The organism is Rhodococcus sp. JCM 9793 (assembly GCF_055380405.1).
Window position 1 is genome coordinate 1,037,315 of sequence record NZ_AP043721.1, and the last position, 26,034, is coordinate 1,063,348.

Below are 26,034 nucleotides of genomic sequence, written 5' to 3' on the forward strand. Positions count from 1 at the left end.
GGTGCCTGCGGCATCGCCGCCTCCAGATCTGACGGGCGCGCCCGTTCTGGTAACTCTCCCTGCAGGCGCCGAGCTGTGGCGGATACACCACAACAAGTACGCGGCGAATGCGATGAATCCGACTCCGCAGCCCACAATTCCTGGCGGGGCCCGATTCGACAGCCTCGCCGGTGACTACGCTTATACCTACGTCGGCGATTCACCGGAGGCTGCCGTTGCGGAGACACTGTGTAGGGGCTTGGCAGTGACGGCCCGTCCCAGACTGGTACCGCGGGTCCAGATTTCAGGCCGTGTCTTGAGTCGGCTCACCGTAACGACCGACCTCACCGTGATAGCCTTGTACGGCCCGCACCTGTCCGCCGTCGGTCAGGACACCTGGCTCACCAAATCAGACCCCTCCGATTACGTGCAGACCCGAACATGGGCACGAGCACTGCTGACAGCAGCGCCCTCGGCCGGCGGTCTGACATACCGGTGCCGCCACAACGAAGACCGCTTCGCATGGATGCTTACTGCAGACCCTTCCCATGCCCACCATCCCGAACTTGCCGTCGACAGCAAAGACTCACTCCGGCTCGATAGCCCGTCCGGTCTGGTGCTCGTTGAACGAATGCTCGCGCGTTACAACGCCGTTCTGTCATCGACGATGTGATCAGATCCTGCCCACATGTTCATAGGCATTGCTGATGGGTTGAATCGGCGATGTGTCTTTGCGTCATGGTGCCGTGAGGTGTTGAACTGCCTGAATCCTCAGGTTCGCGAAACTCGGATCCGTTCTCGACACCGGGTCGTTCGATTGGAGTACTACCGATGCGCATCGGAACGATGATCACCTACAGCGGCGGGTTCGCCGAGACCGTCGAGGAGGCAGCTGATCTCGAGCGCGCCGGACTAGACATCATCTTCATGGCCGAGGCGTACTCGTTCGACGCCGTCAGCCAGCTCGGGTACCTCGCAGCGAAGACCAAGACGGTGCAGTTGGCGTCCGGAATCTTTCAGATCTACACACGCACCCCGTCGCTGATGGCGATGACGGCGGCGGGCCTCGACTACGTGTCGGGCGGTCGGTTCGTGCTCGGCATCGGCGCATCAGGTCCGCAGGTGATCGAAGGCTTTCACGGCGTGCCGTACGACTCGCCGCTGGGCCGCACACGCGAACTCGTCGACATCTGCAGGCAGGTGTGGCGACGTGAACCCGTCCGCCACGACGGCAAGCACTACCAGATTCCGCTTCCTCCGGAGAAGGGCACCGGCCTCGGTAAGCCGTTGAAGCTCATCAACCATCCGGTGCGCGAGCGCATCCCGATCGTCATTGCCGCACTGGGACCCAAGAACGTGGCGTTGACGGCAGAGATCGCGGAGGGCTGGCAGCCGATCTTCTACCACCCCGAACGGGCACACGATGTGTGGGGCGAGTCGTTGGCGAAGGGTGCGGCGCGTCGCGATCCGTCTCTCGGTGATCTCGAGGTCTACGCCGGACCGGCGCTCGCAATCGGAGACGACGTCGATCACCTGCTCAACGTCGTCAAACCGCACCTGGCGCTGTACATCGGCGGAATGGGTGCGCGAGGCAAGAACTTCTACAACGACCTCGCCTGCCGGTACGGATACGAAGCGGAAGCCAAGACCATCCAGGATCTGTACCTGGACGGGAAGAAGGAGGAAGCTGCCGCGGCCGTGCCCGACGACCTGGTGCGCGCGATCTCGCTGATCGGGCCCGAAGGCTACGTGCGCGAACGGGTCGCGGCGTTCAAGGAGTCTGGCGCGACGACGCTGAACGTCCGGGCACTCGCCCCCGATGCGGCTGGCCGTGTGGCGCAGATCGAGAAGCTGCGCGCCATCGTGGATGCCTGACGAATCACGAGTTCACCTCTCATGAGGTCAGGAGCCGTACCGGGCGATCAGCCGCTGCACCGATGCGGGGAGTGGCGCGTCGTCGGATATCCACGGAGCCGGCACCGGGCGCTCGGCGACGGTGCGTAGCGGTACCACCCCGGCCCACGGCCCCGGCGCGTCGGTTCGGGTCGGCGGCGCATTCCGTTCCTTCACGGTCCATTGGCCGGGCCGGATCGTCAGCGCCAGCGCCGACGTGCCCGCGAGTTGCTTGCCGGTCGGGCCGGGAACCTCGGTGCTGCGGTCGGGAATCAAATTGTCGGACAGGATGTTCAGGGCATCGAGCGCCTCGTTCCCGCTGATTTGCTCGATGGTGCCGCGGACCACAGCCGAGCGGTAGTTGGCCGACGAGTGATACAGATCCTCGGCGACGACGATGCCGTCGAGAAGCATCACGCTCACAACAACGGGCGCCCCGGCCGCGACGTGGCGCAGCGCGCCGGCCCCGGTTGAGCCGTGCAGCAGAATCCGGTCGCCGTCCCGGGCGTAGAACATCGGCACCAGCCACGGCTGTCCGTCTAGCACAGTGGCGAACGTGCAGGTCGTCGCGGCATCGAGCACTCGATCAAGGTCTTCGCGGTCGGTGCGGGCGCGGTCGGGGTAGCGAGTGAGGGTGTCCATGACATCAACCCTGCCGGCTATCTGGACCGGAGAACAGATCCGCATTCCAGCAATACTGGCAGACCAGTATTCTGGCAGCCGTGCCACGCGTATCCCCTCCTGTCCACCTGCCGTTGGCAGTGCCCGACGGGAAGGCGCCGCTGCGACACCGCATTGCCGAAGTGATCGTCGAGCAGATCCGACTCGGCCACTTACGGGTCGGCGATGCCCTCCCGTCGTCGAGGATGCTTGCCGCCGAGTTGGGAGTGGCGCGAGGTGGAGTTGTCGAGGCATACGACGAGCTTGCCGCTTCAGGATTCGTTGTTGCGGTGCCCGGATCTGCTACCCGGATTGCCCCCGGGGCCGACATCGCTGCCCGCGCGCACACGCAACCCCATCCGGTCGCGCCCGACGCGGCACCGGTACCGCCGGCCCGAACCCGCCCCGCTCCGGCAGTCGTCGACCTCCGTCCCGGACTCCCCGACACGGCACTCATCGCCGAACCGTCGTGGCGGCGGGCTTGGCGCCGAGCTGCGAGTGCACCTCGGGCCACGGGTAGCGTCGACCCGCTGGACCACCCCGAACTTCGGCGTTCACTCGCCGTGCACCTGCGCCGTACCCGCGGAATCGCGGTGAATCCAGATGATCTCGTGATACTTCCCGGCGTTGCCGCGGCTACGCGTGTCCTTGCGGTGGCTGCCGGACTCGGCGGACGCGACGTCGCCTTCGAAGAACCCGGATACCATCGGGCCCGTCGCGCGCTGATCACCGAAGGTGCTCGTATCCGACCGGTTCCCGTCGACGACGACGGACTGCCTCCGCAACTCCTCGCCGACACCGATGCCGCCGTCTACTGCACACCCGCACACCAGTATCCGCTGGGATCGCGCATGCCCGTCGCGCGTCGCGCCGAGCTGGTGGACCGAGCGACAGCTACCGGAATGCTCGTGATCGAAGACGACTACGACGGCGAATTCCGGTACGACGTGTCGGCTCTGCCTGCTCTGCGCAGCGTCGACGGCGGACGCGACTGTGTCGCCTATCTCGGGACCGCGTCGAAGATCCTGTCGCCGACGTTACGGCTCTCCTGGCTGATACCGCCGGAGCCACTGCGCGCCAACATTTCCGAGGCGGTATCCGTGTGCGGTGAGGGGGCGAACGCGATGTCGGCACTCGCACTGTCCGCATTTATCGACGACGGATCCCTGACCCGGCATCTCGCGCGAACGGCGCGCACGTACCGGGCTCGCCGCGCCGCATTCGTGGACGCGCTCCGACGACGGACCGGCGACTTGGAGGGGGTGCGTGTGGTGGGCATCGATGCAGGACTGCACGTGGTGTTGCGCCTGCCCGATGGCCTCGACGACGTGGCGGTCGCGGTAACTGCCGAGCAACTCGGGGTCCGTACGACTCCGGTGTCGGCGCAGTTCGCGGGTGACCAGGGTCCACGCGGGTTGGTGTGCGGCTATGCGTGCCTGCCCGAATCCACAGCGGGGGAGGTGGCGACGGTGATCGCGACGGCGGTGCGGCAGGTGCTCGCTGGGTAGATGTGACGAGGGCGTCGGTAACGGCATGGTCGCTGCACCCGATTTCACCCTACGAGGCCACGCCGACCGTGTGCGTGTCGCCAGGTAGTTGAGGAGCACACTTGAAGCCCTACCTGAGGGTTCTCGCGGGGATGTTCGCGGGCATCACGCTGTGGCTGGCGATCGTGGAATTGATCCATGGCAACGTCGGGTCTGCCCTCGTTCAGCTGATGTTCACGGTCGGTCTCGTCTACCTCGCTGTCGGCACACTGATACGGCAGCATCGCTCGCGGGTCAAGGCCGAGCGCGACTCGCTCGCTGCCCGAGCGGAGGCAGGGCACCGCGCGTTCTTGGCCGGACATCCGGCAGCGTTCGCGCCCCCACCTCCACTGCCGCCACCCTCGAGGGTGCGCCGCGGTGTCGTGATCGCCGTGGTTGTGGCAGCGTTCTTCGTGCTCTTCGGGATCATCATCGACATCTCGGACGGGCTCGATGCGCCATCCGAGGACGGTGCGGTCACGACGCCGCAGTCTTCGGCTCATGCCACCGCATCGACTTCGTCGGCAGTTCCGACATCGACGGAGGCGGCAACGACGGCGCGCGTTGTGGCGCCGACGGGCACGGTCGCTGCCGCGGCAGTGACATCGACCGCTGCATCGACAGCGGTCATGCCCGCTGTTCTGTGCATGGATCTCCAAGCGGCGCAAGACGAGATTCAGGCTGTCGGCGTGTTCTATTCGCGGAGCATCGATGCCACTGGCGAAGGACGCGCGCAGGTGCAGGATCGCAATTGGATCGTCGTCGACCAGACGCCGTCGGCCGGTGCGTTGATCGGTGAGGGCGACGCCGTCCTCTCGGTCGTCGAGGAAGGTGAGCCCAGTGCTTGCTGATGTGGGTCGTGCGATCAACTCGACGCCAACCGAGCCGGAAAGCGGCTTTAGGAAATCTGTGTATGTGGTCGGTCTCGTTTACCCTGCCGTCACAGCGCTTGTACCGGATAATGCTGTTTCGTGAGCGTTGTTGCATCTGAAGCAGCCGGGGGACGAAACCCAATCCCCGCGGTGCGCGCGTTGGTCGTGGCGACAATCGTTGCTGCGATCGCGGTGTTGTCGAGTCCGGCGTTGGGCTCTGCCGACACACATGTCCGCTACGTTGCCCTCGGCGACTCACGGGCTGCCGGGCCATATCTCGACGCCGCTGCCCGGCTCGACGGGTGCGCGCGATCGAACCTGGGATACCCGGGTGTGGTGGCGCAGATATTGCACCCGGAATCGTTCACGAACGTCTCGTGCACAGGAGCGCGCACCGAGCACCTCACCTCGGTTCCGCAACAGACGTCGACCGGACCGGTGCCGCCTCAGCTCGACGCGCTCAGACCCGATACCACCCTCGTCACAGTCAGTGTCGGTGGCAACGACATCGCCTGGCCCAAATTGGTTTCCGCGTGCTACACCAGTGCTCCGTTTGTCGATGCGCACTGTCGGACCGATCCGGCCGTGGCATCGCGAATGGACACTGCGCTCGGTGCACTCGGGCCGAAGGTGACTGCAACGCTCGGAGTCATCGGCCAGAGGGCGCCGAACGCACGGGTTCTGCTGGTCGGCCACGGCGGCATCTTCGGCACCCGCGGATGCTGGCCGAACATCCCCACCAGCGACGCCGACGCGGCCTTCGTCAACGGATTCTTCACGAGGATGAATCGTGTACTGGCCGGCTCTGCTGCTGGCGCCGGCGCCGAATTCGTCGATGTCACAGTCGGAGCGGGAGGGCACGACGCATGCGCCTTGCCCGGCAACAGCTTCTTCGAGGGGCAGTATCCGCTGTCGCTGGCGAGGCAGTTGCATCCCACCGAGGCCGGTATGCGACACATGGCCCGGCGAGTGGTGGAGGTGCTGCAGGCGGGCTGACCGACTCCGGAGCGCATTACGCCTCGCCGTACCCGTAGGTGTACTTGCCGGTCGTCCAGTTCATCGTTGCGTGGTAGGTGTAGCCGCGCATCCGTCCGCCGCCGACATCCTCGTTGGCCACGAAACACTCGAAGACGGTGGTGGTTTCACTCAGGTTGTCCGTCGAACCACCATTGACCGGTGAACACGTCACCGACAGCACTGGGCCGTCGAGCATTCCCTCTGCGACGTGTTCGTTCGCCATCTCCTCGATGCTCGATTCGATGCCCGTCACACTGAGCTGCCGTGATGCGCGCTCCGTCTCGTCGCGGCTCTCCTGAGCGGCCTTCTCTGCCGCGACGCGCTCGGCCTCCTGGTTTGCGGCCTCCTCCGCCGCGGCCACCTGCGCGGCGACCTGAGCGTCGTGGTTGACCTTCCACGTCACGGTGCTGCCCACGGCGACGAGGACGACGATGGCCAATGCAACCAAGATCGGCTTCTTGCGGATCTTCCTCTTGGGAGTGCCGCCCGACTCGGGGTCGGGCAGGTCGAGCCACGCGGCTCCGTCCCAATAGCGCTGTCCGCCGTCGGGGTGCGGGTACCAGCCGGCGGGTGCCGGAGAATTGTCGGGAGACATCGAAAGAGTCCTTTCGGGAATGGCTGAGGGAGCGCCGGTGCGCCCGACCCCTCATCGGGCGCACCGGCAGGGAGAGGGAATTACTGCAGTGAGACGGTGACTCCGCCGGAGAACATGGAGTCGTGCAGTTCGATCGCGGTGGGAACGGCGTCCGCAGGCATGTCGAACACGACCGGCATCGTGACGGTGTTGCCCGGGTTGATCTCATCCCAGATCGGTACGTCCGAATCCAGGTTCAGCGCCGCCGAGGAATCGGGGCTGAAAGTGCGACCCTGCTCGTCCATCAGTTTCTGGTCGCTGGGGCTCAGTCCCTTCGGCGCGTCGGAGATGTTGCTGACCGTCATCGTGACGATCACGAACTGCCCCTGGGCGTCTTTCGCCAGGAACGGGTTGTCGCCCAGGGTGGTTACGCCGGCCTCGATATCAGTAACGACGAACTCGAACTTGCCGTCGCGCACGGGCATGTTCATCGATGCGGTCGTTTCTTCGACATCAGGGGCTTCCGTTTCAGGGGCCTGTGCGGCGGGGGCATCTGCCGCAGGTGCCGCGACACCCGGAGCAGAATCGCCAGTCGGTTCCTCGTCGTTGCCCGACACGGACACGATGACGAACAGTGCGACGAATGCGCCTACGATCCACGGCCACTTCTTGCGCTTCTTCGGCTCCTGCGGCGCGGGCTGCAGATTCGGCGCGAATCCACCGGACTGCTGCCACCCTGCCGGCTGCGTCGGATGCTGAGGGTTGGGCTGCTGAATGCGCGGATCGGGCTGGTTGGGCATGGTCATGACAGGCCTCGTTTTCTCGAGAAGGGGAGGGCGGATGGATCAGTTGCCGAGAGTGAGATGCACTCCTGAATCGGCTTCGGTCTCGTCGTAGGAGACGGACCCTCGATGGGAAATCTCCACGTCGTAGGACGCCGCGCCGCGCGGCACCTCGGGGACGGTGAAGAAGAAGGTGCAGAAATTGCCTTCGCTCACGCTGTGTGTGAGCGAACCAGTCGCGAGCAGGGTTCCGGCGTCGTCGGATACCCGGACCGCGGCGGTAGGAGAGATGTCGTCGTAGCCGTGGGCGCCTTCGCAGTCGAATCCCGACGTGCTGCTGGAGGTGGCGCCGTCGATGAGGGTGACGGTGCCGTCGATCTCGAACAGCGGCGCTCGATCTGCCAGGAGGGACCCCATAGCGATGAGTGCCCCGGCCATCGTCGCGGCACACGCGCCCACCGAGAAACCCGGCCAGAAGCGGCTGCCGGCGCCGTCGCCTGCGGTGCGACGGTCATCGGCGTAGTAGTCGGGAACGGTGGTCGCAGGAGCGAACTGAATGGTCACGGCGATCTCCTGATCAAGTAATCGGAACACCAGAATCGTGCGTTCCGGCAGGCGGCCTGAACCATTTTCAGGCCGATAACCCCCCTTATCGGATGCTTGTGTCGCTCCTTCTCGTGGAAGCTTCTAAATTGTGTGCATGGCAGACGTTTTGGACTTCCCCGGACGCTTCAGCGAATCGGTGTGGGAACAGATGGCGCTCGAGACATTGGGCGAGCTCGGGTGGCGGTACATTCCCGGCGCCGATATCGCTCCAGGCTCGGGTGAGCGCACCTCGTGGGACGATCTTCTCGTACCCTCGCGTTTGCGTGCCGCCATCGTCGAACTGAATCCGGACGTGCCCACCAGCGCCGTCGACGACGCCGTTGCGCTCGTGGCGACGGCCGGCTCGACCGACGCCATCGCGGAGAACCGGGCTATCCACGAGTGCCTCACCGAGGGCTTGCGCAAGATCTCCTACACCGACGACACCGGAGTGGAAGTCACACCGACAATCCGGCTCGTGTCCGTCGATCCCGACGACAACGACTGGTTCGTGGCCAGCCAGGTCACCGTGATCCGCAGCGACTACGAGCGCCGCTTCGATCTCGTGCTGTACCTGAACGGTATGCCGATCGCTGTCGTCGAACTGAAGAACGCGGGCAGCGAGTACGCCAGCCTCAACGACGCCCACGCTCAGCTGCAGACCTACCTGCGTGAATTCCCGCTCGCCTTCCGCTACGCCGTGATGGCCCTCGTCTCCGATGGGATCACCGCGTCGTACGGCACTCCCTTCACGCCTTTCGAGCACTTCTCCCCGTGGAACGTCGACGACGACGGAGCCCCCGTCGAGCCCAGCGGCGATCATCATCCGCTCGACACCGCGCTCTTCGGAATCTTCAATCAGGAGCGGTTTCTTCAGCTCCTCCGCAACTACACCGCATTCGACGAGAGTGAGAGCGGTCTACTCAAGCGAATTGCAAAGCCGCACCAATATTTCGCAGTCTCCAAAGCTGTAGGTTCCACGGTGGTCGCCGTCGGTTCCGGTGGTAAGGCCGGCGTCGTCTGGCACACCCAGGGTTCCGGAAAGTCCATGGAGATGGAGCTCTACGCCAACCAGGTGATCCGTCATCCGAAGCTCGCCAACCCGACGATCGTGGTGATCACCGATCGTAACGAACTCGACGGCCAGCTCTACGAAACCTTCGCCCGCTCGCAACTGCTTCCCGAACAGCCCAAGCAGATTCGCCGACGCGAAGAGCTGCGCCAGGAACTCTCCGGACGCACCACCGGTGGCATTTACTTCACGACCCTGCAGAAGTTCGGGAAGAGCAGGGAGGAACGTGAGGCCGGACTCAGTCACCCCGAGCTGTCGGACCGCCGCAACATCATCGTGGTCGTGGACGAAGCTCATCGCAGTCACTACGACGACCTCGACGGATACGCTCGGCACCTGCGCGATGCACTCCCGAACGCAACCCTCATTGCGTTCACCGGAACGCCGATCTCGTTCGAGGACCGCAATACTCGTGCGGTATTCGGCGACTACATCGACGTCTACGACCTTACGCGCGCGGTCGACGACGGCGCCACCGTCCCAGTACATTTCGAGATTCGACTCGTGAAGGTGTCGTTCGCCGGGGAGATCACCGAGGAGCAGATCGACGCGTCGGCCGACGAGCTCACTGCGGGCCTCGACGATACCGAGCGATCACGCATCGAGAAGTCCGTCGCCGTCATCAACGCCGTCTACGGCACGCCGGCTCGACTCCAGATGCTCGCGGAAGACCTCGTCGCACATTGGGAGCGTCGTCGCTCGCAGATGGCGAAGTTCGTGGGTTCGGAAGAGAATCCGACGGCCCCCGGCAAGGCGATGATCGTCGGTGCGACCCGTGAGATCTGCGCCAACCTCTACAACGAGATCGTCAAGCTCCGGCCCGGCTGGCACTCCGACGAACTCTCCGCCGGTCGCATCAAGGTCGTGTACTCCGGCGACGCGACCGACAAGCCGCCCATCAGCGACCACGTGCGTCGCGATTCCGAGAACGCAGCAATCAAGAAGCGTCTCAAAGACATCGACGACGAGCTCGAACTCGTGATCGTCAAAGACATGATGCTCACCGGATTCGACGCGCCACCGCTGCACACGCTGTATCTCGACCGGCCCCTCAAGGGCGCGCTGTTGATGCAGACCCTCGCTCGTGTGAACCGCACATTCCGCGGCAAGCAGGATGGTTTGCTGGTTGCGTATGCGCCTGTCGCGGACAACCTGGCGGACGCACTGGCCGAGTACACGGCTTCGGACCGCACGACCAAGCCGCTCGGCAGACCTGTCGAAGAGGCGGTCGACGCGGTGAAGAACTGCATGACGATCCTCGACAACATGCTGCACGGGTTCGATTGGCGGGCGCACCGAAACGCGCCCGGCCCGCGGGCCTGGCTCGACGCGGTTCTCGCGACCGTCAACTTCGTGCGAGACAAGCAGAACCCGCAGAACAAGGTCGCCGAAGGCGAGAAGACCCTCTCTGCCCGCTTCCGTGAGCACGCGTCGCAGCTGTCGCGGGTGTGGGCGATCTGCAGTACCCACGAGGAGGTCCAGCCACTCGCTCGCGATGCGCGCTTCTTCGAGGAAGTGCGGGTGTACGTGGCAAAATTCGATGCCGCCGAGCGGCAGGCGAACGGTGTCGCGGTGCCCGAGGACGTCAAGCGGGCTCTGCGCGCGCTGATGGCTGCGTCCGTGGAATCCGGCGAGGTGCTGGACATCTACGACGCAGCCGGCATGCCCAAGCCGTCTCTCGCCGACCTCAACGCGGACTTCCTCGAACGCACTCTGCAGGCGAAGAACCCGGCCTTGGCGATCGAAGCACTGCGCAAGCTGGTGTCGGAGGAATCCCGCAAGGTGTCGCGCCACAACCTGGTGCGACAGCGAGCGTTTTCTCAGAAGCTGCAGGAACTGATGATCAAATACACCAACAGTCAGCTGACGTCGGCCGAAGTGATCGCGGCACTCGTCGAGGTCGCGAAAGAGGTTCAGGCCGAAGCACAGCGCGGGCAGCGCTTCGACCCGCCTCTCGGTGATCACGAGTTGTCGTTCTACGACGCGGTGTCCCAGAACGAGTCGGCGTTGGAAGGGATGGGCGAGGATGTTCTCGCGCAGATCGCCCGCGAACTCGTCGGAGTCATGCGGCGCGACATCAAGACGGACTGGAAGGTGCGCGAGGACGTCAAGGCCAAATTGCGGTCGCAGGTGAAGCGCTTGCTGACTCGCTACAAGTACCCGCCGGACAGGCAGACGGGAGCGATCAAACTGGTGCTCGAGCAGATGGAGGCGATTGCACCCACCATGGCGGCGTGAACCGCCACTCGCCGATGGGCACATCCATGTATCGAATGCGCGGCGAAACGCATCCTTGAGCCGTGACTCAGGGATAGCGTTGTACCACCACCATTCTGCGAGGAGTGCTGATGCCCGCTGATTTTGCCGACCGCACCGATTTCGACAATGCCAATCGCGGTCTTGTAGCCGTGCTCGAACCCGCGCAGATCCACGCCGGTGATGGCCGGGTGGTCTACGACGCCGACGGCTTCGCTGCGGCGACCACCGGCGACTGCCCAGACACCGTGAACCCGAGCCTCTGGCGCCAGGCGCAGCTGACCGCGATACACGGGTTGTTCGAGGTCACCGCGGGCATCTACCAGATCCGCGGCTACGACCTGTCGAACATGACGCTCGTCGAAGGCGATACGGGAGTGGTGGTGATCGACCCCTTGGTATCCGCAGAGTGCGCCGCGGCGGGTCTCGCGCTGTATCGCGAACACCGCGGCGATCGCCCGGTCGCCGCGGTCATCTACACGCACTCCCACATCGACCACTTCGGCGGCGTACTCGGTGTCGTCGACGCCGACACCACCGTGCCGATTGTTGCTCCCGAACATTTCCTCGAACACGCGGTCTCCGAGAACGTCTACGCCGGTGGTGCGATGCTGCGGCGCGGGATGTACCACACCGGGATCGTGCTCCCGGTCGGCGCAACCGGCACCCTGGGAGCGGGCCTCGGGCCCAGCACGTCCAGCGGAACCGTCGGACTCCTTGCGCCGACGCTGGACATCACCCACACCGGACAGGAGGAGACGTTCGACGGTGTGCACATGGTGTTCCAGGTGACGCCGGGAACCGAAGCGCCATCGGAGATGAACTTCTACTTCCCCGATCACCGCGCGCTCTGCCTGGCGGAGAACGCGACGCACAATCTGCACAATCTGCTCACGTTGCGGGGCGCGGAGGTGCGTGACGCGCGGAACTGGTCGCGGTACCTCGCCGAGGCGATCGAAATGTTCGCCTACGAGTCCGACGTCGCCTTCGCCTCGCATCACTGGCCGACCTGGGGCACCGACGAGCTGATCGGGTATCTCACCGAACAGCGCGACCTGTACGCCTATCTCCACGATCAGACGCTGCGCCGCCTCAACCAGGGGTTGGTGGGCAGTGAGATCGCCGAGGACTTTCCGATGCCGCCTGCTCTGGATGCCGCGTGGCACACCCACGGGTACTACGGTTCGGTCAGCCACAATGTGAAGGCGATTTACCAGCGCTATCTCGGTTGGTACGACGGCAACCCGGCGCACCTGTGGCAGCACCCTCCGGAAGCGGCCGGCGCCCGCTACGTCCGCGCTGTCGGCGGGATCGATTCCGCTGTCGCGAAGGCCAGAGAGTTTGCGGCCGAGGGCGATTTGCGCTTCGCAGCCGAACTCGCGAGCCATGCGGTGTTCGCCGAGCCTGATCACGCCGGGGCGAAAGAAGTGCTCGCTGACGTCCTGACTCGACTCGGGTACGGCTCCGAGTGCGCGACGTGGCGGAACAACTTTCTCGTCGGTGCGAGCGAGGTCGATGGCCCGCCACATCCGGCGGAGGTCAGCGCGGCGGGCATGGCTACCGCACTCACCATCACGCAGGTCTTCGACAGCATCGCGATCCGTATCGATGGCCCGCGAGCATGGGATGTGACTGCGACGATCCGTTGGCACTTCACCGATGTGGACGAGACCTATCGTATGGAGCTGTCCAACGGGGTGCTGGTTCACTATCCGACGAGGCGGTCGGATCCGGCGGATCTCGTGGTGACACTGACGAAGCCGCAGTTGCTCGGCCTGCTCGCGGGGTCCGGAGCCGACGGCATCACGATGGACGGCGACGCGGCGGCCATCAGCAGAATCGTCGAGCTGACCGACGTCGCTGACCCTGCTTTCCCGATCGTCTCCCCGTAATCGGGATCGAGCTGTTCGCTATGACCGCCGAGGCTCGTGGACTACGAGTACACCGTCGTCGCCGCGGTCCTGCACGGCAGCGACGGAGCTGCCGCCGGAGGACGATGGCCTGCTGATCGAAGTGTGGGGGACCGGGATTGCCACTACCTCGACGGCCTGTGATCGGCCGCTTCCCATTCACGGTCCCATTGAGCCATCCTTCGGCGCAGTCCGATCCGGTGCAGGACGTACAACGCTGTGATGGCGGATCCGGCAGAAATGAACCACACCGTGACGGCGAGCGCGACGCCGTCGAGCCCGGCATGAATCCCGGACTGTGGCGCGGTCGTGGGCAGCGCGTCGGCGTCGACCCACACGGTGATTTCCTGACCGGCCGTCGCGCCGGAAGGAGTCTGGAGTCGGCCGATGTGTTCGACACCGTCGACGAACCAGCGTGCGGACGCGTAGTCACTCTCACGTGGGATTCGCGGATCGTCATCGGGAGCGGCGGGACGGGAATCCTCGAGGAGCACCGCGCCCACCTGCTTCCGGGTATCGCGCTCGCCCTGGGCCCGTTCGCTCGAGTTGGCGTAGTACACGGTCCCGATCGCGCCGGCGATCGGCACCATCAGCAATACGAATGCCACGATCACTGCAACGGCGACGGTTTCGAGTCGATGGAATCCGCCCATCAGAGGGTTGCGGCTCCAGGGAGCGCTGCGCCACAATCGGCGCATGGGGCCTCCCTGCGCACGCATGGTCATGTCGCCCAGCCCTTCGACCCAATGAGGATCCCGGGTAGCTGCGTGGCACTGTTCGTCCAGGACATTCACAAATTATCGTCCTGTCTCCCACACTCCGGTGTGGAATCGGCCCAGGTTGGTGGATGTTTCCGCACGACGCGGAATACCCGGCGCCCTCGGCGCGAAAGGTTACGGGCGGACGAGCACCTCGAGTGCGGTGCGGGAGTGATCAGGCTTCGGGGATTGCTCTGCCGAAGGTTTCAAGGGTGATCGCCTCGGGTTCGGGGCCACCGCGCACTCCGGTGTCGAGAGCGTCGATCGAGGCCAGTTCGGCGTCGGTGAGCTCGAAGTCGGTGACAGCGAAGTTCTCGGCGATGCGGCTCGGGGTGACCGACTTGGGGATCGCGGACCGGCCCTGCTGCAGGTGCCAGCGCAGCATTACCTGGGCGGCGGTCTTGTTGTGCGCATCGCCGATCGCGCGGATGGTCGGGTCGTCGAGGGTGCTGCTGTTCTTACCGTCGCGGTAGAAGGTGATGCCACCGATCGGCGACCAGGCCTGAGTGAGGATTCCGTGTGCCTTGTCCGCGGCGAGCACGGTGGGCTGCTGGAAGTACGGGTGTACCTCGATCTGGTTGACTGCCGGTGTCACGGTGGAGGTTTCGCGGAGTTGGTCGAGGTGCTCGGCCATGAAGTTGCTGACGCCGATCGCGCGGACCTTGCCGTCGGCGAGCAACGTCTCGAGTGCTCGGTAGGCCTCGCGTGTCAGGTCGAACCGGGAGGGCAGTGCCTGGTGCAGGATCAGTAGGTCGAGTTGATCGACGCCGAGTTTGCCTACGGCCTTGTCGAAGGCGTGCAGAGTGGCGTCGTAGCCGTAGTCGCTGATCCAGACTTTGGTTTCGATGAAGATGTCGGCGCGGTCGAGGCCGGATCGGCGGATGGCCTCGCCGACTTCCCGTTCGTTGCCGTAGGCGGCCGCGGTGTCGATGTGCCGGTAGCCGGTCTGAAGTGCAGTTTCGACTGCTGCGATGGTCTCGTCCGGCGGTGTCTGGAAGACGCCGAAGCCGAGTGCGGGCATAGTGATGCCGTTGTTGAGTGTGAAGTCAGGAACTGTGTTCGTGGGCATGGTGACCACGATAGAAGTGTCTCGCGAGGTGTGGGAGGGCCTGCGGGTACCCCGTTTGTGGGCGGTGGTTGTGCTGGGAGTAATGCCAGTACCTCCCGAGCGCAGGTTTCCGCACGTACCGTCGACGCCATGGACCTGAAGGCGGAGACGGCGGAGTTTCTCGCCTCGCGACGTGCCCGGATCACGCCGGACAAAGCGGGGCTGCCCGCATACGGAGGGAGCAAGCGGCGTGTGCCCGGGTTGCGGCGCGAAGAGGTGGCGATGCTCGCCGGTGTGAGCGTCGACTACTACACCCGCCTCGAGCGAGGAAACCTCGGTGGTGTGTCCGAATCGGTACTCGAGGCGTTGGTCGAGGCGCTGCAACTCGACGAAGCCGAGCGTAATCACCTGTTCGACCTTGCACGCACGGCGAATGCATCCGGGGCTGCGCGGTCGCGGGCCCGTCGTGCGTCGTCTGCGAGCGTCCGACCGGTTGTGCAGCGCATCCTCGACTCGATGGAGAGCGTGCCCGCTCTGGTACGCAACGGCCGGCTCGATATCCTGGCAACGAATCTCACGGCCAGGGCCCTGCACTCGCCGATGTACGATTCACCCGAGCGGATCGCGAACAAACCGGTGAACACCGCCCGATTTCATTTCCTCGATCTCGATGCCGCGCAGAAGTATTGGGGAGACAGGTGGGAGAAGATCGCTCGCGATGCGGTCGCGATCCTGCGAGCTGAGGCAGGAAAGAATCCCTACGACACTGCGCTCATTGCATTGGTAGGGGAACTATCCACTCGCAGTGAGGATTTCCGCCGGATGTGGGCCTCCCACGACGTGCGTCTGCACCGCAGTGGCACAAAGGTCTTCTATCACCCGGCGGTGGGCCGACTCGAACTCGCGTACGAGGCGCTGGAGCTTCCAGCCGATACCGGATTGCAGATCAACGTGTACACCGCAGTTCCGGGTTCGCCCTCCGACGACGGACTCAAGTTGCTCACCACGTGGGCGGCCACAACACTTGCCGATCCGCAGCCGTCGGCAAGTGATACTCGATCCAGGAAGGATCATTGATGGACAAGCTGACCGAACCCTCCACGTGACATCGGGTATCGCGCTCGTGCAGTCGCGCGACGGCGACATCTCCGAAGTGCGTGTCGTCGAGACGCCTTCCCCCCGCCCGGGATTCCGAGCGGGGGAAGTGTGAGGTTCGCGGAGAGGTCAGGAGCCGAGCATGTCCTGAAGATCGTCGAGCACGAGCATCGCGCCGGTCGGGCCGAGGCCGAGGAACCACGTTTCGTCGCTGACGCGTTCCACTCGCCCCTCCTGGACAGCCTCGATCTGGTTCCACAGCGGTCCCGAGACGACTGCTGCTTCGCCGGTGTCCTCGGGGCGGCCGTAGCTGGTGTAGAAAATCTGGTCTCCCGCTGCTTCCGTGATGGTTTCGGGGCTGACCTCGACGGCCAGCTCGTCGATGTCCTGGATCTCAGGGCGGGGGAGTCCGACATCCTGCAGGATCACGCCGATGAACGACAGATTGCCGTACAGGCGGAGCTTGCCCGACATGAACCGGACGAGCGAGATCGTGGGATCACCGTCGATCGACTCGCGTACCTCGTCGGCGCGCGTCTGGTAGTTGTTGAGGACCTCCACCGCCTCGTTCTCGTCACCCAGTGCGTCCGCAACGAGGAGGAAGTTCTCCTTCCAAGGGAAACCGGGGCGGATGCTGAACACGGTCGGCGCGATTTCCGAGAGCTGTGGGTACAGCGTGTCGGCCCGGAGTTTGCTGCCGATGATCAGGTCGGGCCGGAGCGCACTGATCGCTTCGAGATCGAGGTTGTTGACCGTTCCGACGGTGGTCACGCCGTCGAGTTCGTCGGCAAGATAGGACGGCTGCCCTGAAGCGCTTTCCGGGTTGGCCAGTCCGACGGGGGTGATACCGAGCGACAGCACGTCGTCGAGTTCGCCGCTGTCGAGCACAACCACACGCTCGGGCTTGCTTTCGATGACCGTGTCGCCGAGGGCGTGGGTGACGGTGCGGGGGAACACGCCGGGTTCGGCGTCGCTGCCGAGCTCGGCGGTTTCGCTGTCGGCGGTGCTGAACTGCGCCCCACCTGTCGCGACATCGGCGTTTCCGGCCCCTGAGCTCGGCGTGTTCGACGTGCCGCAGGCGGCAAGGAACACGGTCGCGAGAGCCGCGACGCCGATGCGTGACAAAATTTTCGACATGTAGGTGAGCCTAAATTATCGGACTCGGTCGATGGTGCGCGCACCCGAGTGCGCACAACAAATTTGCTCGGCGAGGGAACCAAACCGCTCTTCGGTGCATCCAATTATGTGACGGGGACCCTTGTCTCCGCGGACGTGATGAAATCGGAGGCACGATGACCCAGCAGTTCCAGCAGGCAGGTTTCCAGAACGGCCCGGCGGCCAACCACCTGCGGCCGGTGTTGCCCGCCCAGAACACCGGTTGGGCTGTTGCCGCTCTCATTTTCTTCTGGCCGCTCGCCTTCTCGGCGTTCGACAACTCGTCCAAGGTGTTCCCGTTGTACATGATGGGCGACTACGAGGGTGCCCACCGCGCGTCGGCCCAGGCGAAGAAGCTGGGGAAGATCTCTCTGATCATCTGGGCGGTTTTCATGGTTCTGTTCATCGTGCTCTACGTCGTCATCTTCGTTGTGGCGATGGCGAGCGTCGAGGCGGTGACGGACTACCCGTCGTATCGCTGAGCTGTGCGGTTCGGACCGAGATGTGGTGCGACAACACCGCCATGGTGAACAGACCGATCGCGAGCGTGGGGAGTGCACCGAAACCTGAGGTCGCGAAGTCGGCCAGTGCGTTCAACGTGGTGAAGATCAGCGCGGCAGTGCGCAGTGTGCGCAACGCACGCAGCGAGTCGCTGCGGTGAACGGCGACCATGGAGGGGAGAGCCATACAGAGCGTGATCGTCGCGCTCAGGAACAAGATGCCACTGGTGATGCCCATCCTGTCGATGTCGATATCGGTGTCGTCGGTGCTGAGATCCACTCCTCCGGTCACCATCTGCACAACGCCGAACACCACTCCCGCCGCAGCGGCCAGAACGATGAGCCACCCGACGATCGGAACCCATCGAGGACTTCGGAAGAACCTCGGGATGAGACCTGCCGCGAACCGCTGACCTGCCCCGAGATGGTCGGTTCGGTGTTCCGCCGAAGCGAGCACCACACGAAGTCCCTCGATCACATGAATGTCGCTGCCGAGGTCTCGGGCCTGGTCGAGCATGCGTGCGGCGGCCTCGCGCCGGTGGGGTGGGATTCCGCCGGCCAGGCCGTCCGCGGCGATGGCGGCGGCGTTCGCCAGGTACTCCGCTGCCGTCGGGGCCCGGGCGATGCGAATCAGCCGGTTTGCCACGAGGACGACGACGATGAGTACATACATTATTTCCGCGGACGGACCGTAGAAATAGTCGTTGTCCTTGGTGACGAACTTTCCGATTTCGTCGAGGAACAGCCCGAAACCGATGCCGCCCAGTACGACTGCCAGCACTCGCGGTCCGAAACCGAGGAACAGCCATCCGATCAGAAGAGCTGTCATCATCGCGGCCCCGCCGTAGAGTGCGTGCGCGATGTGCAGCGTCGACCCGCCCACCTGCGGATAGCCGGTCAAAGCCAGGTAGAGCCGAGTCGTCAGAATTGTGACGATCGCGATGACGAGGAACGCTTCGGCGTACGCACTGCCGTACGCGGTGCGTAATAGTCGGCCGTGCGAGTTCTCGGATCGGGTGACCACAGATCCTGATTCAACAGGATTGCAGCAGTGTCAGCGGGCGAACTGCCGGCGACAGACGGTCGGGGTGGTCGCTTACTCCACCTCGGCGGGTCCGTACTCGGGGCCGCCGGGACCTTGTGCCACTCCGTCGAGCGATACGAATGTCGTCACTGTCAGCTTCGTGCTTCTTCCCTTCCAGAGGTGTCCGGAAATGTAGACCTTCCGGCGACCGGAGACTCGTCGCGATGTAACCCGAGTGCGAGCAGAACACCGCCCGACGCCGGTGTCCGGCGTGAAATATGCCTCATCGTCCACCTGGGATTCAGGAATCGGCCCGCGTACTTTCTAGTCTGGACTGTTGTGTGGGAAGGAACGGGAGTACAGCAGTCGACGGGTATCGACCTGCCCATTCCCACTCCTGCCTCGCCGTGGTCGGCGATGCTGGCGGTGCCGCGCCGCGGGCGCCGGTGGCCGGGCGCGGCACGTGCCGCGCTGAGCGTTGCACTGCCGGGGCTTGTCGGTCTCGCCGCCGGGTTCGGATCTGTTGCCGCGGTCGCTACCCTCGGCGCATTCGCCGTCGTCTACGGCGAGGGCAGGCCCTACCGGGTGCGCTGGCGGATGGTGGCGATCATCGGGACAGTGCTCGTCGTGCTGGCGGGAGTCGGCGCGGCCGTCGGGTCCGAGGTCCACCGAGCTGTCGCTGCAGGTGGTTCCGAGTGGTGGGCGATGGCGGTGGTCCTGATCATGACCGTCGTGGTCGCGTCGTGCGCGTTCGTCGTCGATGCGCTGCGACTCGGCGCGCCCGGAGCGTTTCTGCTGCTGTTCACCCTGGAAATCGCTTCGGCTCTGCCTTCCGCCGGAGTGTCGGTCGCGTCGATCGTGGCGTGGACGGCGATCGGGGCGGGCACCGCGCTCGTGATCTCGATGTCCGGCGTCCTGATTCGGCCACGCACCCCGGAGCTCATGATGGTCGGTGCTGCGGTCACCGCCGTCGATGCGGTGCTGGCGGACAATTCGCCGGCACATCGCCGCACAGCACTGCACGATCTGCATGCGGCGTGGCAATGCCTGCATGACGCGGGCCTCGCCGACGACTCGGGTCACCCGTTGACACGGACCCTGTACAGGGCTCACGTGCGATGCGTCGCCCTCCTGCACGGCGGCGATCATGACGAGGCGAGCCCCGCGGACGATCTCCGCCCGCAGGTCCCGCTGCGTCGGCCGTCGGTCCGTCATCGCCTTGCTCGTGCGGCGCATCTGCGTGCTCGTTCGACGACCATCGTGGTGCGGTTGCTCGTGGCGTGCCCGATGGCCGGGGCAATCGCGATTGAGCTGGGAGTCGGTAGGGCGGATTGGGCGGTGATCACGGCCGCGATGATCCTGCATCAGGGGCCGGACCGGGTCCTCGGCACGTACCGGGCAGCACACCGATTCGTGGGGACCGTGCTCGGTCTCGGACTGCTTGCCGGACTCGCCGTCTTCGAACTGCCCGGGGGCGTGCTCGTCGTGGCGCTGGCGTTGATGATGGCCGGGACCGAGTTCTTTCTGGTGCGGAACTACGGACTCGCGATGGTGTTCATCACCCCGCTCGCGCTGATCCTCGGCGGGCTCGGGACCCCGGTAGGACTGGGGATCGCGGCTCGGGACCGCTTTCTCGAAACCGTCGTCGGTGTCGTAGTCGCGCTGGTCGTCATGTGGTGTGTGTTGCCGCGTGCTCATCGCCGGATCCTGATGTTTGCGGATGCTCGGATCCGCGACGTCATCTCGCGGATAACCTCGGCGACCGAGGACGAGGGACTTTCCGAGCTGCGTCGCGACCTCGAGTTCGACCTGCACGCCTCCACCACCGCCGCCATCACGGCCGCGCACAGCGACCCTGCATGGGCCGCTGATCGCTGGCCGGAACATCGTCGTCTGCACGAACAGGGCTATCGAATCTTGACTTCTCCCGGCGCCGACACCGAGCGGTAGCGGTTCCGGCGACGGTGGAGAACCGTGCACGTCCCGGCGATCGCTGCGGTGAGGGCGCCCGTCGCAAGGAGCTGCGTGCGGGCGGCGCTGTCGAACAGGGCCAGTATCACGATCCCCGCGAGCAGACCGAGTGTCGCATACGACAGGTATGGGAAGCCCCACATCTTCAGCGGCAGCGCATCCTCGGTGCCGTCGCGCCGAGCCCGGCGTCGCAACACCATGTGCGATACGGCGACGAACGTCCACAGCACCAGAATCGTGGAGCCGACGGCGTTGAGCAGCAGCGGAAGCACCTTGTCGGGGTAGGCGTAGTTCAAGCCGACGGCGACGAACCCGAATGCCACCGACGCGAGCACCGCGTTGCGGGGGACTCCGTTCTTCGAGGTGCGCCCGAATGCGGGGTGTGCCGAACCCCGGTGCGACAGAGAGAAGATCATCCGCGAGGCACTGAACAGCATCGCGTTGAGCGACGACAGCAGCGCCACCACCACGATCACCGTCATCACCGCGGCGGCACCAGGCACAGCGCCGGCCTGCAGCACCGCGACGAACGGCCCGGTCGCGAGATCCTCCGACGTCCACGGCAGGATCGTCACCATCACCAGCACGGAACCGATGTAGAACACGAGAATCCGCCAGACGAGGGTGCGTACGGCGCGGCCGACGTTGCGTCGCGGATCGGAGGTTTCGGCGGCGGCGATCGCGATGATCTCGGTGCCACCGAATGCGAAGACGACGATCAGCAGACCTGCAGCGATCCCCGCGATGCCGGTCGGTGCGAAACCGCCGTGGGCGGTCAGGTTGGCGAAACCGGTGGTGTCGAAGGTGGGCATCCAGCCCGCGATCATGGCGACACCGACCGCGAGGAACGCGAGAATGGCCGTGATCTTGATTGCGGCGAACCAGAATTCGACTTCGCCGAAACGTTTGACGCCCACGAGGTTCACGCCGGTGAGGACCACCATGTAGAACAGCGCCGACGCCCATTGCGGGACTCCCGGCAGCGCCACCGCGGTGATTGCTGCGGCCCCGGTCGCTTCGGCGGCGATCACGATGATGACCTGAATCCAGTACAGCCAGCCGATAGTTCGACCTGCGACCGGACCCAGCGCCGCTTCGGTGTGGGTGGAGAACGCGCCGCTGGCCGGGTTCGCGGCCGCCATCTCGCCCATCATCCGCATGATGAACACCACGAGCACCGCCGCGACCAGGAACGAAATCAGGATGGCAGGGCCCGCGACTGCGATTCCCGCGCCGGACCCGACGAACAGGCCCGCGCCGATTGCGCCGCCGAGACTCATCATGACGAGCTGCCGCGGCTTCATCGCGCGATGCAGTCCCGCCGGTTCGGCTGCGGTGGCGGGCGCGGCGACAAGGGTGTCAGTCATCGATGCGCTCCCCTGCGGGTACGAGCTGATCGAGGGCGATCTCGAAGGCGGTTGCGGCGAGGCCGGTGCGCTCGGGCGAGCGGTCGTGGCAGCGTCGCAGCGCGGTCGCGATGGTATCGGAGACATCACTGAAGATCGCCGCGTCGGACACCTCGACCTCGCCCTCCATGAGCTGGGCGAACGCGCGGGCCATGCCGCAATTGGCGATGAAATCAGGGATGACGGCGACAGACTTGTCAGCGTGTTCGTAGGTCGGGCCGTAGAAGATCTCGTCGTCGGCGAATGGGACGTTGGCGCCGCTCGCGATCACTTCGAGTCCCGCGGAGACCATCCGGTCGATCTGCTCGCGGGTGACGAGACGGCTTGCCGCGCAAGGGAGGAATATCTCGGCACCGAGATCCCAGATCTTCTCGTTCACCTCGGTGAACGGCAGCAGCCGGTCGCTGCGCAGAGCGTTGCCGTTGCGGGTGAGCAGCAAGGTGCGGATCTCGTCGAACGACAGCCCGGCGGAGTCGAGGATCCCGCCGTCGCGGTCGATGATGCCGACGACGCGGGCACCGGCCTGGGCGAGGTAATAGGCGGCAGCGGCGCCGACGTTGCCCCATCCCTGCACGACTACCCGCTTCCCTGCGAGATCATTACCGGGATGGAGGTTCTGGTGGTGACGTACCGATTCGGCGACACCCCATCCGGTGATCAGGTCGGCGACGGTGTATTTCGCGTCGAGGGCCGGGGTGAAGCGTGGATCTTCGACGACCTTCGCGACGCCGAGCCGCAATTGGCCGACTCGCTGGATGCGCTCCCGTTCGTCGTTGCCGAAATGTCCTGTGACGACACCTTCCTGAGGGTGCCACAGGCCGTTGGCCTCCGTGATCGGGACGACCTCGGCCATCTCGTCGACGTTGAGGTCGCCGCCGGTCCCGTAGTAGGCGCGCAGCAACGGTGCGACGGCGGCGAACCAGCGCCGGAGGACGTCGTCCTTGCGAGGGTCGGACGGATCGAAATCGATGCCGGACTTGGCACCGCCGATGGCCGGTCCCGACACGGTGAACTTGATTTCCATGGTCTTCGCGAGGGATTCGACTTCGTGGCGGTCGAGGCCGCGTCGCATACGGGTGCCGCCGCCGGCCGCTCCGCCGCGCAGCGAATTGATGACGACCCAGCCGCGGGCCGTGGTGTCGGTGTCGTGCCATTCGAAGACGATCTCGGGAGCCTTGTCTTCGAATTTCATCAGCAGGTTCTTCATGGGGAAGAACTGTGACGGCAGTAACAATCCGCACGCAACTGCGGTTCAGGCAACTGTGCACGGTGCGGAGGTTCGGTTGAGTGATAGGGCGATTTTCTGTGCAATTCGTGCAGTTGGGGACACTCCCGCTGGTTGATCGGGTCAACGACGGTAGGCGGGGGCCTTCGCTGATCGTTCGGGTTCGAGAGTTCGGAGCAGCGGCATGGCGCGGTAGTGCACCACTTCCGACAACACCATGACGCTCGTCGATCGAGCGACGATCGACGAGCGGTTCAATTCGATGAGGGTCTGTTGCAGCCCGATGTGCGAATCGGCACCGATGCGGCACAGGATGTCGCCGGCGCCGGTCGTGGCGAATGCTTCGAGTACCCCGGGGATCGCCTCGAGTACTTCGGTCACAGCTTCGAGTGCCCCTTGGACGATCTCCATCGTCACGAAGGCCTGAACCTCGAATCCTGCTGCAGACAAGTCGATTCTGGGTTCATAACCGGCGATGACGCCGGTGTCCTCGAGGCGTTTGAGACGTGCCGAGACCGTGGCGCGCGCAACCGTCAGCCGGCGTGACAGTTCGAGTGCGCCGACCTTCGGATCGGCGTGCAGTGCCCCGAGAAGTGCAAAATCCAATTCGTCCAGTTGTACAGGCTCGCGCATGGCGGGTCCTTCCCATCGAGCCGCAAATTCTAGACCGATTGTATAGCTGGGCGTGGTCTCTCCGGTGGATTCGAGCCAACGCGACCAGTTGGGAAAGGCGACGTTGCGCGACGCTGCTCGATGGGTTTCTCCTGGTGATACACGACACATCGACCGGTGCCGCGGACGGCGGCAGGAGGTTCACGACATGACGCTCGAATACACCCTCACCGACAGCGAGAGGCTCGCCCACCTCGACGCCGACGAACTTCATCGTCTCGTCGGTCTCGTCGAATACGACAGTGACAGCGACCCGTTCCCGGTGAGTGGATGGGACGCGGTGGTGTGGGTGGTCGGCAACGCGACCCAGACTGCCCACTATTTCCAGTCCGTCTACGGAATGGAACTCGTCGCGTATTCCGGTCCGAATACCGGAAACCGAGATCATCATTCCTATGTATTGCGCAGCGGTGCCGTGCGATTCGTGATCAAGGGTGCGGTCGATCCGAACAGTGCGCTGATCGAGCATCACCGACGCCACGGCGACGGCGTCGTCGATATCGCGCTGCAGGTGCCGGACGTGGACAAGTGCATCGAGCATGCTCGCCTGCAGGGCGCGACGATCGTCGAAGAGCCCCGCGACATCACCGACGAACACGGCACCGTGCGGACCGCAGCAATCGCCACCTACGGCGACACCCGGCACACCCTCGTCGACCGGTCGCGCTACAACGGGCCCTACCTGCCCGGATATGTCGAGCGCGCATCCACTTTCCGTAAACGTGACGGTGCTCCGAGGCGACTGTTCCAGGCGCTGGACCACGTGGTCGGCAACGTCGAACTCGGCCGGATGGACGAGTGGGTCGGTTTCTACAACCGTGTCATGGGGTTCACGAACATGGCGGAGTTCGTCGGCGACGACATCGCCACCGACTACTCGGCGCTCATGAGCAAGGTGGTGTGCAACGGCAATCACCGCGTGAAGTTCCCGCTCAACGAGCCGGCGATCGCCAAGAAGCGCTCGCAGATCGACGAGTACCTCGACTTCTATCAAGGCCCGGGTGCGCAGCATCTTGCCTTGGCCACCAATGACATTCTCACCACGGTGGATTGGTTGCGCGGTGAGGGCGTCGAATTCCTCGCGACCCCGGATGCGTATTACGAGGATCCTGAACTCCGCGCGCGTATCGGCCGAGTGCGTGTGCCGATCGAGGAACTGAAGAAGCGCGGCATCCTCGTCGATCGCGACGAAGACGGCTATCTTCTGCAGATCTTCACCAAGCCGATCGGCGACCGGCCGACGGTGTTCTTCGAACTGATCGAGCGCCACGGATCGCTCGGCTTCGGGAAGGGTAATTTCAAGGCGCTGTTCGAGGCCATCGAGCGGGAGCAGGCTGCGCGCGGAAACTTCTGATCGTGCGATGAGTTCCTCGAATCGGAGAGGTCTGTACCTGACGAACTCCGAGTGAAGGGACCGACGCATGTCGAAGTCTGCACATCCGTACGTTGCCGGGGAACGGCGAGATCTCGCCGAAATACTCGGCGGGCTCGACGAGCAGCAGTGGGCCACCGCATCCTTATGCGAAGGATGGAGGGTGCGAGAGGTCCTCGCGCACACCACTACAGCGTTTCGCTACGGCATCCCGCGGCTGGTGTTCGCCATGGTGAAGGCGCGGGGCAACATCAACCGCGCATCCGACGAATGCGCCCGTGCCGATACGCGCGCACTGTCGGACGCGGAGTTGCTCGATAGTCTGCGGGCGAATATCGAGCATCCGTGGCATCCGCCGGGCGATGGACCGGAGGGGACGCTGTTCCACGAAGTGATTCATGGCCTCGATATGACCGTCGCGCTCGGGATCGACCGCACGGTGCCGCAGGAACGCATCGAGATGATGCTCGGATCGTTGAAACCCAAGGCCATCGACTTCTTCGGTGCCGACCTGAGCGGTGTTCGGTTACAGGCCGACGATCACGACTGGTCGTACGGCGCGGGTTCCACCGTCACAGGGTCGGCGCAGCATCTTCTGCTGGTCCTGACCGGCCGGATCTTGCCGTCGGGATTGTTGACGGGCGAGGAGAGCGGACGGTTCACCGCAGGGGTGTGAACCGTC

General features: G+C 64.7%; 23 protein-coding genes. 12 read left to right on the forward strand and 11 right to left on the reverse strand.

The genetic code is table 11. The features are described from left to right. The first annotated feature begins 1 nt into the window (after position 1). A complete protein-coding gene (locus tag ACZ46K_RS07035; RefSeq protein WP_440126642.1) occupies positions 2-652 on the forward strand; it encodes an RES family NAD+ phosphorylase in 651 nt (216 codons plus the stop codon). A 158-nt stretch (positions 653-810) separates the two neighbouring features. After that, positions 811-1,854, forward strand: coding sequence for an LLM class F420-dependent oxidoreductase (locus ACZ46K_RS07040; protein ID WP_464747341.1), 1,044 nt, complete (start codon positions 811-813; stop codon positions 1,852-1,854). Between the two features lie 27 nt (positions 1,855-1,881). Here the strand turns inward: ACZ46K_RS07040 and ACZ46K_RS07045 are convergent, their stop codons facing one another. Beyond that, a complete protein-coding gene (locus ACZ46K_RS07045) occupies positions 1,882-2,514 on the reverse strand; it encodes a pyridoxamine 5'-phosphate oxidase family protein (protein ID WP_464747343.1) in 633 nt (210 codons plus the stop codon). An 80-nt stretch (positions 2,515-2,594) separates the two neighbouring features. Between ACZ46K_RS07045 and pdxR the strand changes: the two genes are divergently transcribed. The 3 genes from pdxR (at position 2,595) to ACZ46K_RS07060 (ending at position 5,926) form a co-directional block, all read left to right on the forward strand. Further along, positions 2,595-4,040 (forward strand): MocR-like pyridoxine biosynthesis transcription factor PdxR, encoded by a 1,446-nt coding sequence (gene pdxR / locus ACZ46K_RS07050; RefSeq protein ID WP_464747345.1) that lies wholly within the window; start codon positions 2,595-2,597, stop codon positions 4,038-4,040. Positions 4,041-4,141: 101 nt separating this feature from the next. After that, positions 4,142-4,909: a hypothetical protein gene (locus ACZ46K_RS07055; protein WP_464747347.1), complete on the forward strand. Its 768-nt coding sequence runs from the start codon at positions 4,142-4,144 to the stop codon at positions 4,907-4,909. A gap of 186 nt (positions 4,910-5,095) precedes the next feature. After that, positions 5,096-5,926 carry an SGNH/GDSL hydrolase family protein gene (locus ACZ46K_RS07060; protein ID WP_464747349.1) on the forward strand — a complete coding sequence of 277 codons (831 nt, stop codon included), beginning with the start codon at positions 5,096-5,098 and terminating at the stop codon, positions 5,924-5,926. Positions 5,927-5,942: 16 nt separating this feature from the next. On the opposite strand, the gene ACZ46K_RS07065 is transcribed toward ACZ46K_RS07060, so the two are convergent. The 3 genes from ACZ46K_RS07065 to ACZ46K_RS07075 all read right to left on the reverse strand — a co-directional run bounded on the left by ACZ46K_RS07065 (position 5,943) and on the right by ACZ46K_RS07075 (position 7,867). Then, positions 5,943-6,542: a DUF2510 domain-containing protein gene (locus ACZ46K_RS07065; RefSeq protein ID WP_464747351.1), complete on the reverse strand. Its 600-nt coding sequence runs from the start codon at positions 6,540-6,542 to the stop codon at positions 5,943-5,945. Positions 6,543-6,622: 80 nt separating this feature from the next. Next, positions 6,623-7,327: a DUF4352 domain-containing protein gene (locus ACZ46K_RS07070; RefSeq protein WP_464747353.1), complete on the reverse strand. Its 705-nt coding sequence runs from the start codon at positions 7,325-7,327 to the stop codon at positions 6,623-6,625. Between the two features lie 39 nt (positions 7,328-7,366). Then, positions 7,367-7,867, reverse strand: a complete 501-nt coding sequence (locus tag ACZ46K_RS07075; protein WP_464747355.1) for a hypothetical protein — start codon at positions 7,865-7,867, stop codon at positions 7,367-7,369. Between the two features lie 136 nt (positions 7,868-8,003). On the opposite strand from ACZ46K_RS07075, the gene ACZ46K_RS07080 reads away from it, so the two are divergent. Together ACZ46K_RS07080 and ACZ46K_RS07085 are read left to right on the forward strand one after the other, a co-directional pair. Beyond that, entirely contained in the window at positions 8,004-11,198 is a 3,195-nt protein-coding gene (locus ACZ46K_RS07080; RefSeq protein WP_464747357.1) for a type I restriction endonuclease subunit R, read from the forward strand. 110 nt (positions 11,199-11,308) lie between these two features. Next, on the forward strand, positions 11,309-13,108 hold the full coding sequence (locus tag ACZ46K_RS07085; protein ID WP_054806282.1) for an alkyl/aryl-sulfatase: 1,800 nt from the start codon (positions 11,309-11,311) through the stop codon (positions 13,106-13,108). Positions 13,109-13,251: 143 nt separating this feature from the next. Here ACZ46K_RS07085 and ACZ46K_RS07090 read toward each other — a convergent pair whose 3' ends face one another. Beyond that, the gene (locus tag ACZ46K_RS07090; RefSeq protein WP_464747360.1) at positions 13,252-13,824 is read right to left on the reverse strand and encodes an Rv1733c family protein; all 573 of its coding nucleotides are present in this window, start codon (positions 13,822-13,824) and stop codon (positions 13,252-13,254) included. A gap of 235 nt (positions 13,825-14,059) precedes the next feature. Then, positions 14,060-14,953 (reverse strand): aldo/keto reductase, encoded by an 894-nt coding sequence (locus tag ACZ46K_RS07095; RefSeq protein ID WP_054806276.1) that lies wholly within the window; start codon positions 14,951-14,953, stop codon positions 14,060-14,062. A gap of 129 nt (positions 14,954-15,082) precedes the next feature. On the opposite strand from ACZ46K_RS07095, the gene ACZ46K_RS07100 reads away from it, so the two are divergent. Beyond that, entirely contained in the window at positions 15,083-16,009 is a 927-nt protein-coding gene (locus ACZ46K_RS07100) for a helix-turn-helix transcriptional regulator (protein WP_054806275.1), read from the forward strand. Positions 16,010-16,156: 147 nt separating this feature from the next. Here ACZ46K_RS07100 and ACZ46K_RS07105 read toward each other — a convergent pair whose 3' ends face one another. Further along, positions 16,157-17,164, reverse strand: coding sequence for an ABC transporter substrate-binding protein (locus ACZ46K_RS07105; protein ID WP_054810116.1), 1,008 nt, complete (start codon positions 17,162-17,164; stop codon positions 16,157-16,159). 155 nt (positions 17,165-17,319) lie between these two features. Between ACZ46K_RS07105 and ACZ46K_RS07110 the strand changes: the two genes are divergently transcribed. Then, positions 17,320-17,664: a CD225/dispanin family protein gene (locus tag ACZ46K_RS07110; protein ID WP_054806274.1), complete on the forward strand. Its 345-nt coding sequence runs from the start codon at positions 17,320-17,322 to the stop codon at positions 17,662-17,664. Here ACZ46K_RS07110 and ACZ46K_RS07115 read toward each other — a convergent pair. Further along, positions 17,603-18,706 carry a hypothetical protein gene (locus ACZ46K_RS07115; RefSeq protein WP_464747363.1) on the reverse strand — a complete coding sequence of 368 codons (1,104 nt, stop codon included), beginning with the start codon at positions 18,704-18,706 and terminating at the stop codon, positions 17,603-17,605. The genes ACZ46K_RS07110 and ACZ46K_RS07115 overlap by 62 nt on opposite strands. Before the next feature lie 417 nt (positions 18,707-19,123). On the opposite strand from ACZ46K_RS07115, the gene ACZ46K_RS07120 reads away from it, so the two are divergent. Next, entirely contained in the window at positions 19,124-20,656 is a 1,533-nt protein-coding gene (locus tag ACZ46K_RS07120) for an FUSC family protein (protein WP_464749253.1), read from the forward strand. Here the strand turns inward: ACZ46K_RS07120 and ACZ46K_RS07125 are convergent. The 3 genes from ACZ46K_RS07125 to ACZ46K_RS07135 form a co-directional block, all read right to left on the reverse strand. Next, complete coding sequence (locus ACZ46K_RS07125) at positions 20,614-22,044, reverse strand: amino acid permease (protein WP_054806304.1); 1,431 nt, start codon at positions 22,042-22,044, stop codon at positions 20,614-20,616. The genes ACZ46K_RS07120 and ACZ46K_RS07125 overlap by 43 nt on opposite strands. Beyond that, positions 22,037-23,290, reverse strand: a complete 1,254-nt coding sequence (locus ACZ46K_RS07130; protein WP_464747365.1) for a Glu/Leu/Phe/Val dehydrogenase dimerization domain-containing protein — start codon at positions 23,288-23,290, stop codon at positions 22,037-22,039. The genes ACZ46K_RS07125 and ACZ46K_RS07130 overlap by 8 nt, the downstream gene beginning before the upstream one ends. 141 nt (positions 23,291-23,431) lie before the next feature. Then, entirely contained in the window at positions 23,432-23,941 is a 510-nt protein-coding gene (locus ACZ46K_RS07135; RefSeq protein WP_054806302.1) for an Lrp/AsnC family transcriptional regulator, read from the reverse strand. A 187-nt stretch (positions 23,942-24,128) separates the two neighbouring features. On the opposite strand from ACZ46K_RS07135, the gene hppD reads away from it, so the two are divergent. Both hppD and ACZ46K_RS07145 read left to right on the forward strand, forming a co-directional pair. Beyond that, entirely contained in the window at positions 24,129-25,334 is a 1,206-nt protein-coding gene (gene hppD / locus ACZ46K_RS07140; protein ID WP_054806301.1) for a 4-hydroxyphenylpyruvate dioxygenase, read from the forward strand. 67 nt (positions 25,335-25,401) lie between these two features. Beyond that, entirely contained in the window at positions 25,402-26,028 is a 627-nt protein-coding gene (locus ACZ46K_RS07145) for a maleylpyruvate isomerase family mycothiol-dependent enzyme (RefSeq protein WP_054810121.1), read from the forward strand. The last annotated feature ends 6 nt before the right edge of the window (positions 26,029-26,034 follow it).

Bases quoted from the DNA above. Each gene is read 5' to 3' on its own strand.
- ACZ46K_RS07135 (WP_054806302.1), bottom strand. From the start codon at position 23,941: ATGCGCGAGCCTGTACAACTGGACGAATTGGATTTTGCACTTCTCGGG.
- ACZ46K_RS07065 (WP_464747351.1), bottom strand. From the start codon at position 6,542: ATGTCTCCCGACAATTCTCCGGCACCCGCCGGCTGGTACCCGCACCCC.
- ACZ46K_RS07070 (WP_464747353.1), bottom strand. From the start codon at position 7,327: ATGACCATGCCCAACCAGCCCGATCCGCGCATTCAGCAGCCCAACCCT.
- ACZ46K_RS07100 (WP_054806275.1), top strand. From the start codon at position 15,083: ATGGACCTGAAGGCGGAGACGGCGGAGTTTCTCGCCTCGCGACGTGCC.
- ACZ46K_RS07040 (WP_464747341.1), top strand. From the start codon at position 811: ATGCGCATCGGAACGATGATCACCTACAGCGGCGGGTTCGCCGAGACC.
- ACZ46K_RS07130 (WP_464747365.1), bottom strand. From the start codon at position 23,290: ATGAAGAACCTGCTGATGAAATTCGAAGACAAGGCTCCCGAGATCGTC.
- ACZ46K_RS07110 (WP_054806274.1), top strand. From the start codon at position 17,320: ATGACCCAGCAGTTCCAGCAGGCAGGTTTCCAGAACGGCCCGGCGGCC.
- ACZ46K_RS07120 (WP_464749253.1), top strand. From the start codon at position 19,124: ATGCTGGCGGTGCCGCGCCGCGGGCGCCGGTGGCCGGGCGCGGCACGT.
- ACZ46K_RS07125 (WP_054806304.1), bottom strand. From the start codon at position 22,044: ATGACTGACACCCTTGTCGCCGCGCCCGCCACCGCAGCCGAACCGGCG.
- ACZ46K_RS07145 (WP_054810121.1), top strand. From the start codon at position 25,402: ATGTCGAAGTCTGCACATCCGTACGTTGCCGGGGAACGGCGAGATCTC.
- hppD (WP_054806301.1), top strand. From the start codon at position 24,129: ATGACGCTCGAATACACCCTCACCGACAGCGAGAGGCTCGCCCACCTC.
- ACZ46K_RS07105 (WP_054810116.1), bottom strand. From the start codon at position 17,164: ATGTCGAAAATTTTGTCACGCATCGGCGTCGCGGCTCTCGCGACCGTG.
- ACZ46K_RS07085 (WP_054806282.1), top strand. From the start codon at position 11,309: ATGCCCGCTGATTTTGCCGACCGCACCGATTTCGACAATGCCAATCGC.
- ACZ46K_RS07080 (WP_464747357.1), top strand. From the start codon at position 8,004: ATGGCAGACGTTTTGGACTTCCCCGGACGCTTCAGCGAATCGGTGTGG.
- ACZ46K_RS07090 (WP_464747360.1), bottom strand. From the start codon at position 13,824: ATGCGCCGATTGTGGCGCAGCGCTCCCTGGAGCCGCAACCCTCTGATG.
- ACZ46K_RS07045 (WP_464747343.1), bottom strand. From the start codon at position 2,514: ATGGACACCCTCACTCGCTACCCCGACCGCGCCCGCACCGACCGCGAA.
- ACZ46K_RS07095 (WP_054806276.1), bottom strand. From the start codon at position 14,953: ATGCCCACGAACACAGTTCCTGACTTCACACTCAACAACGGCATCACT.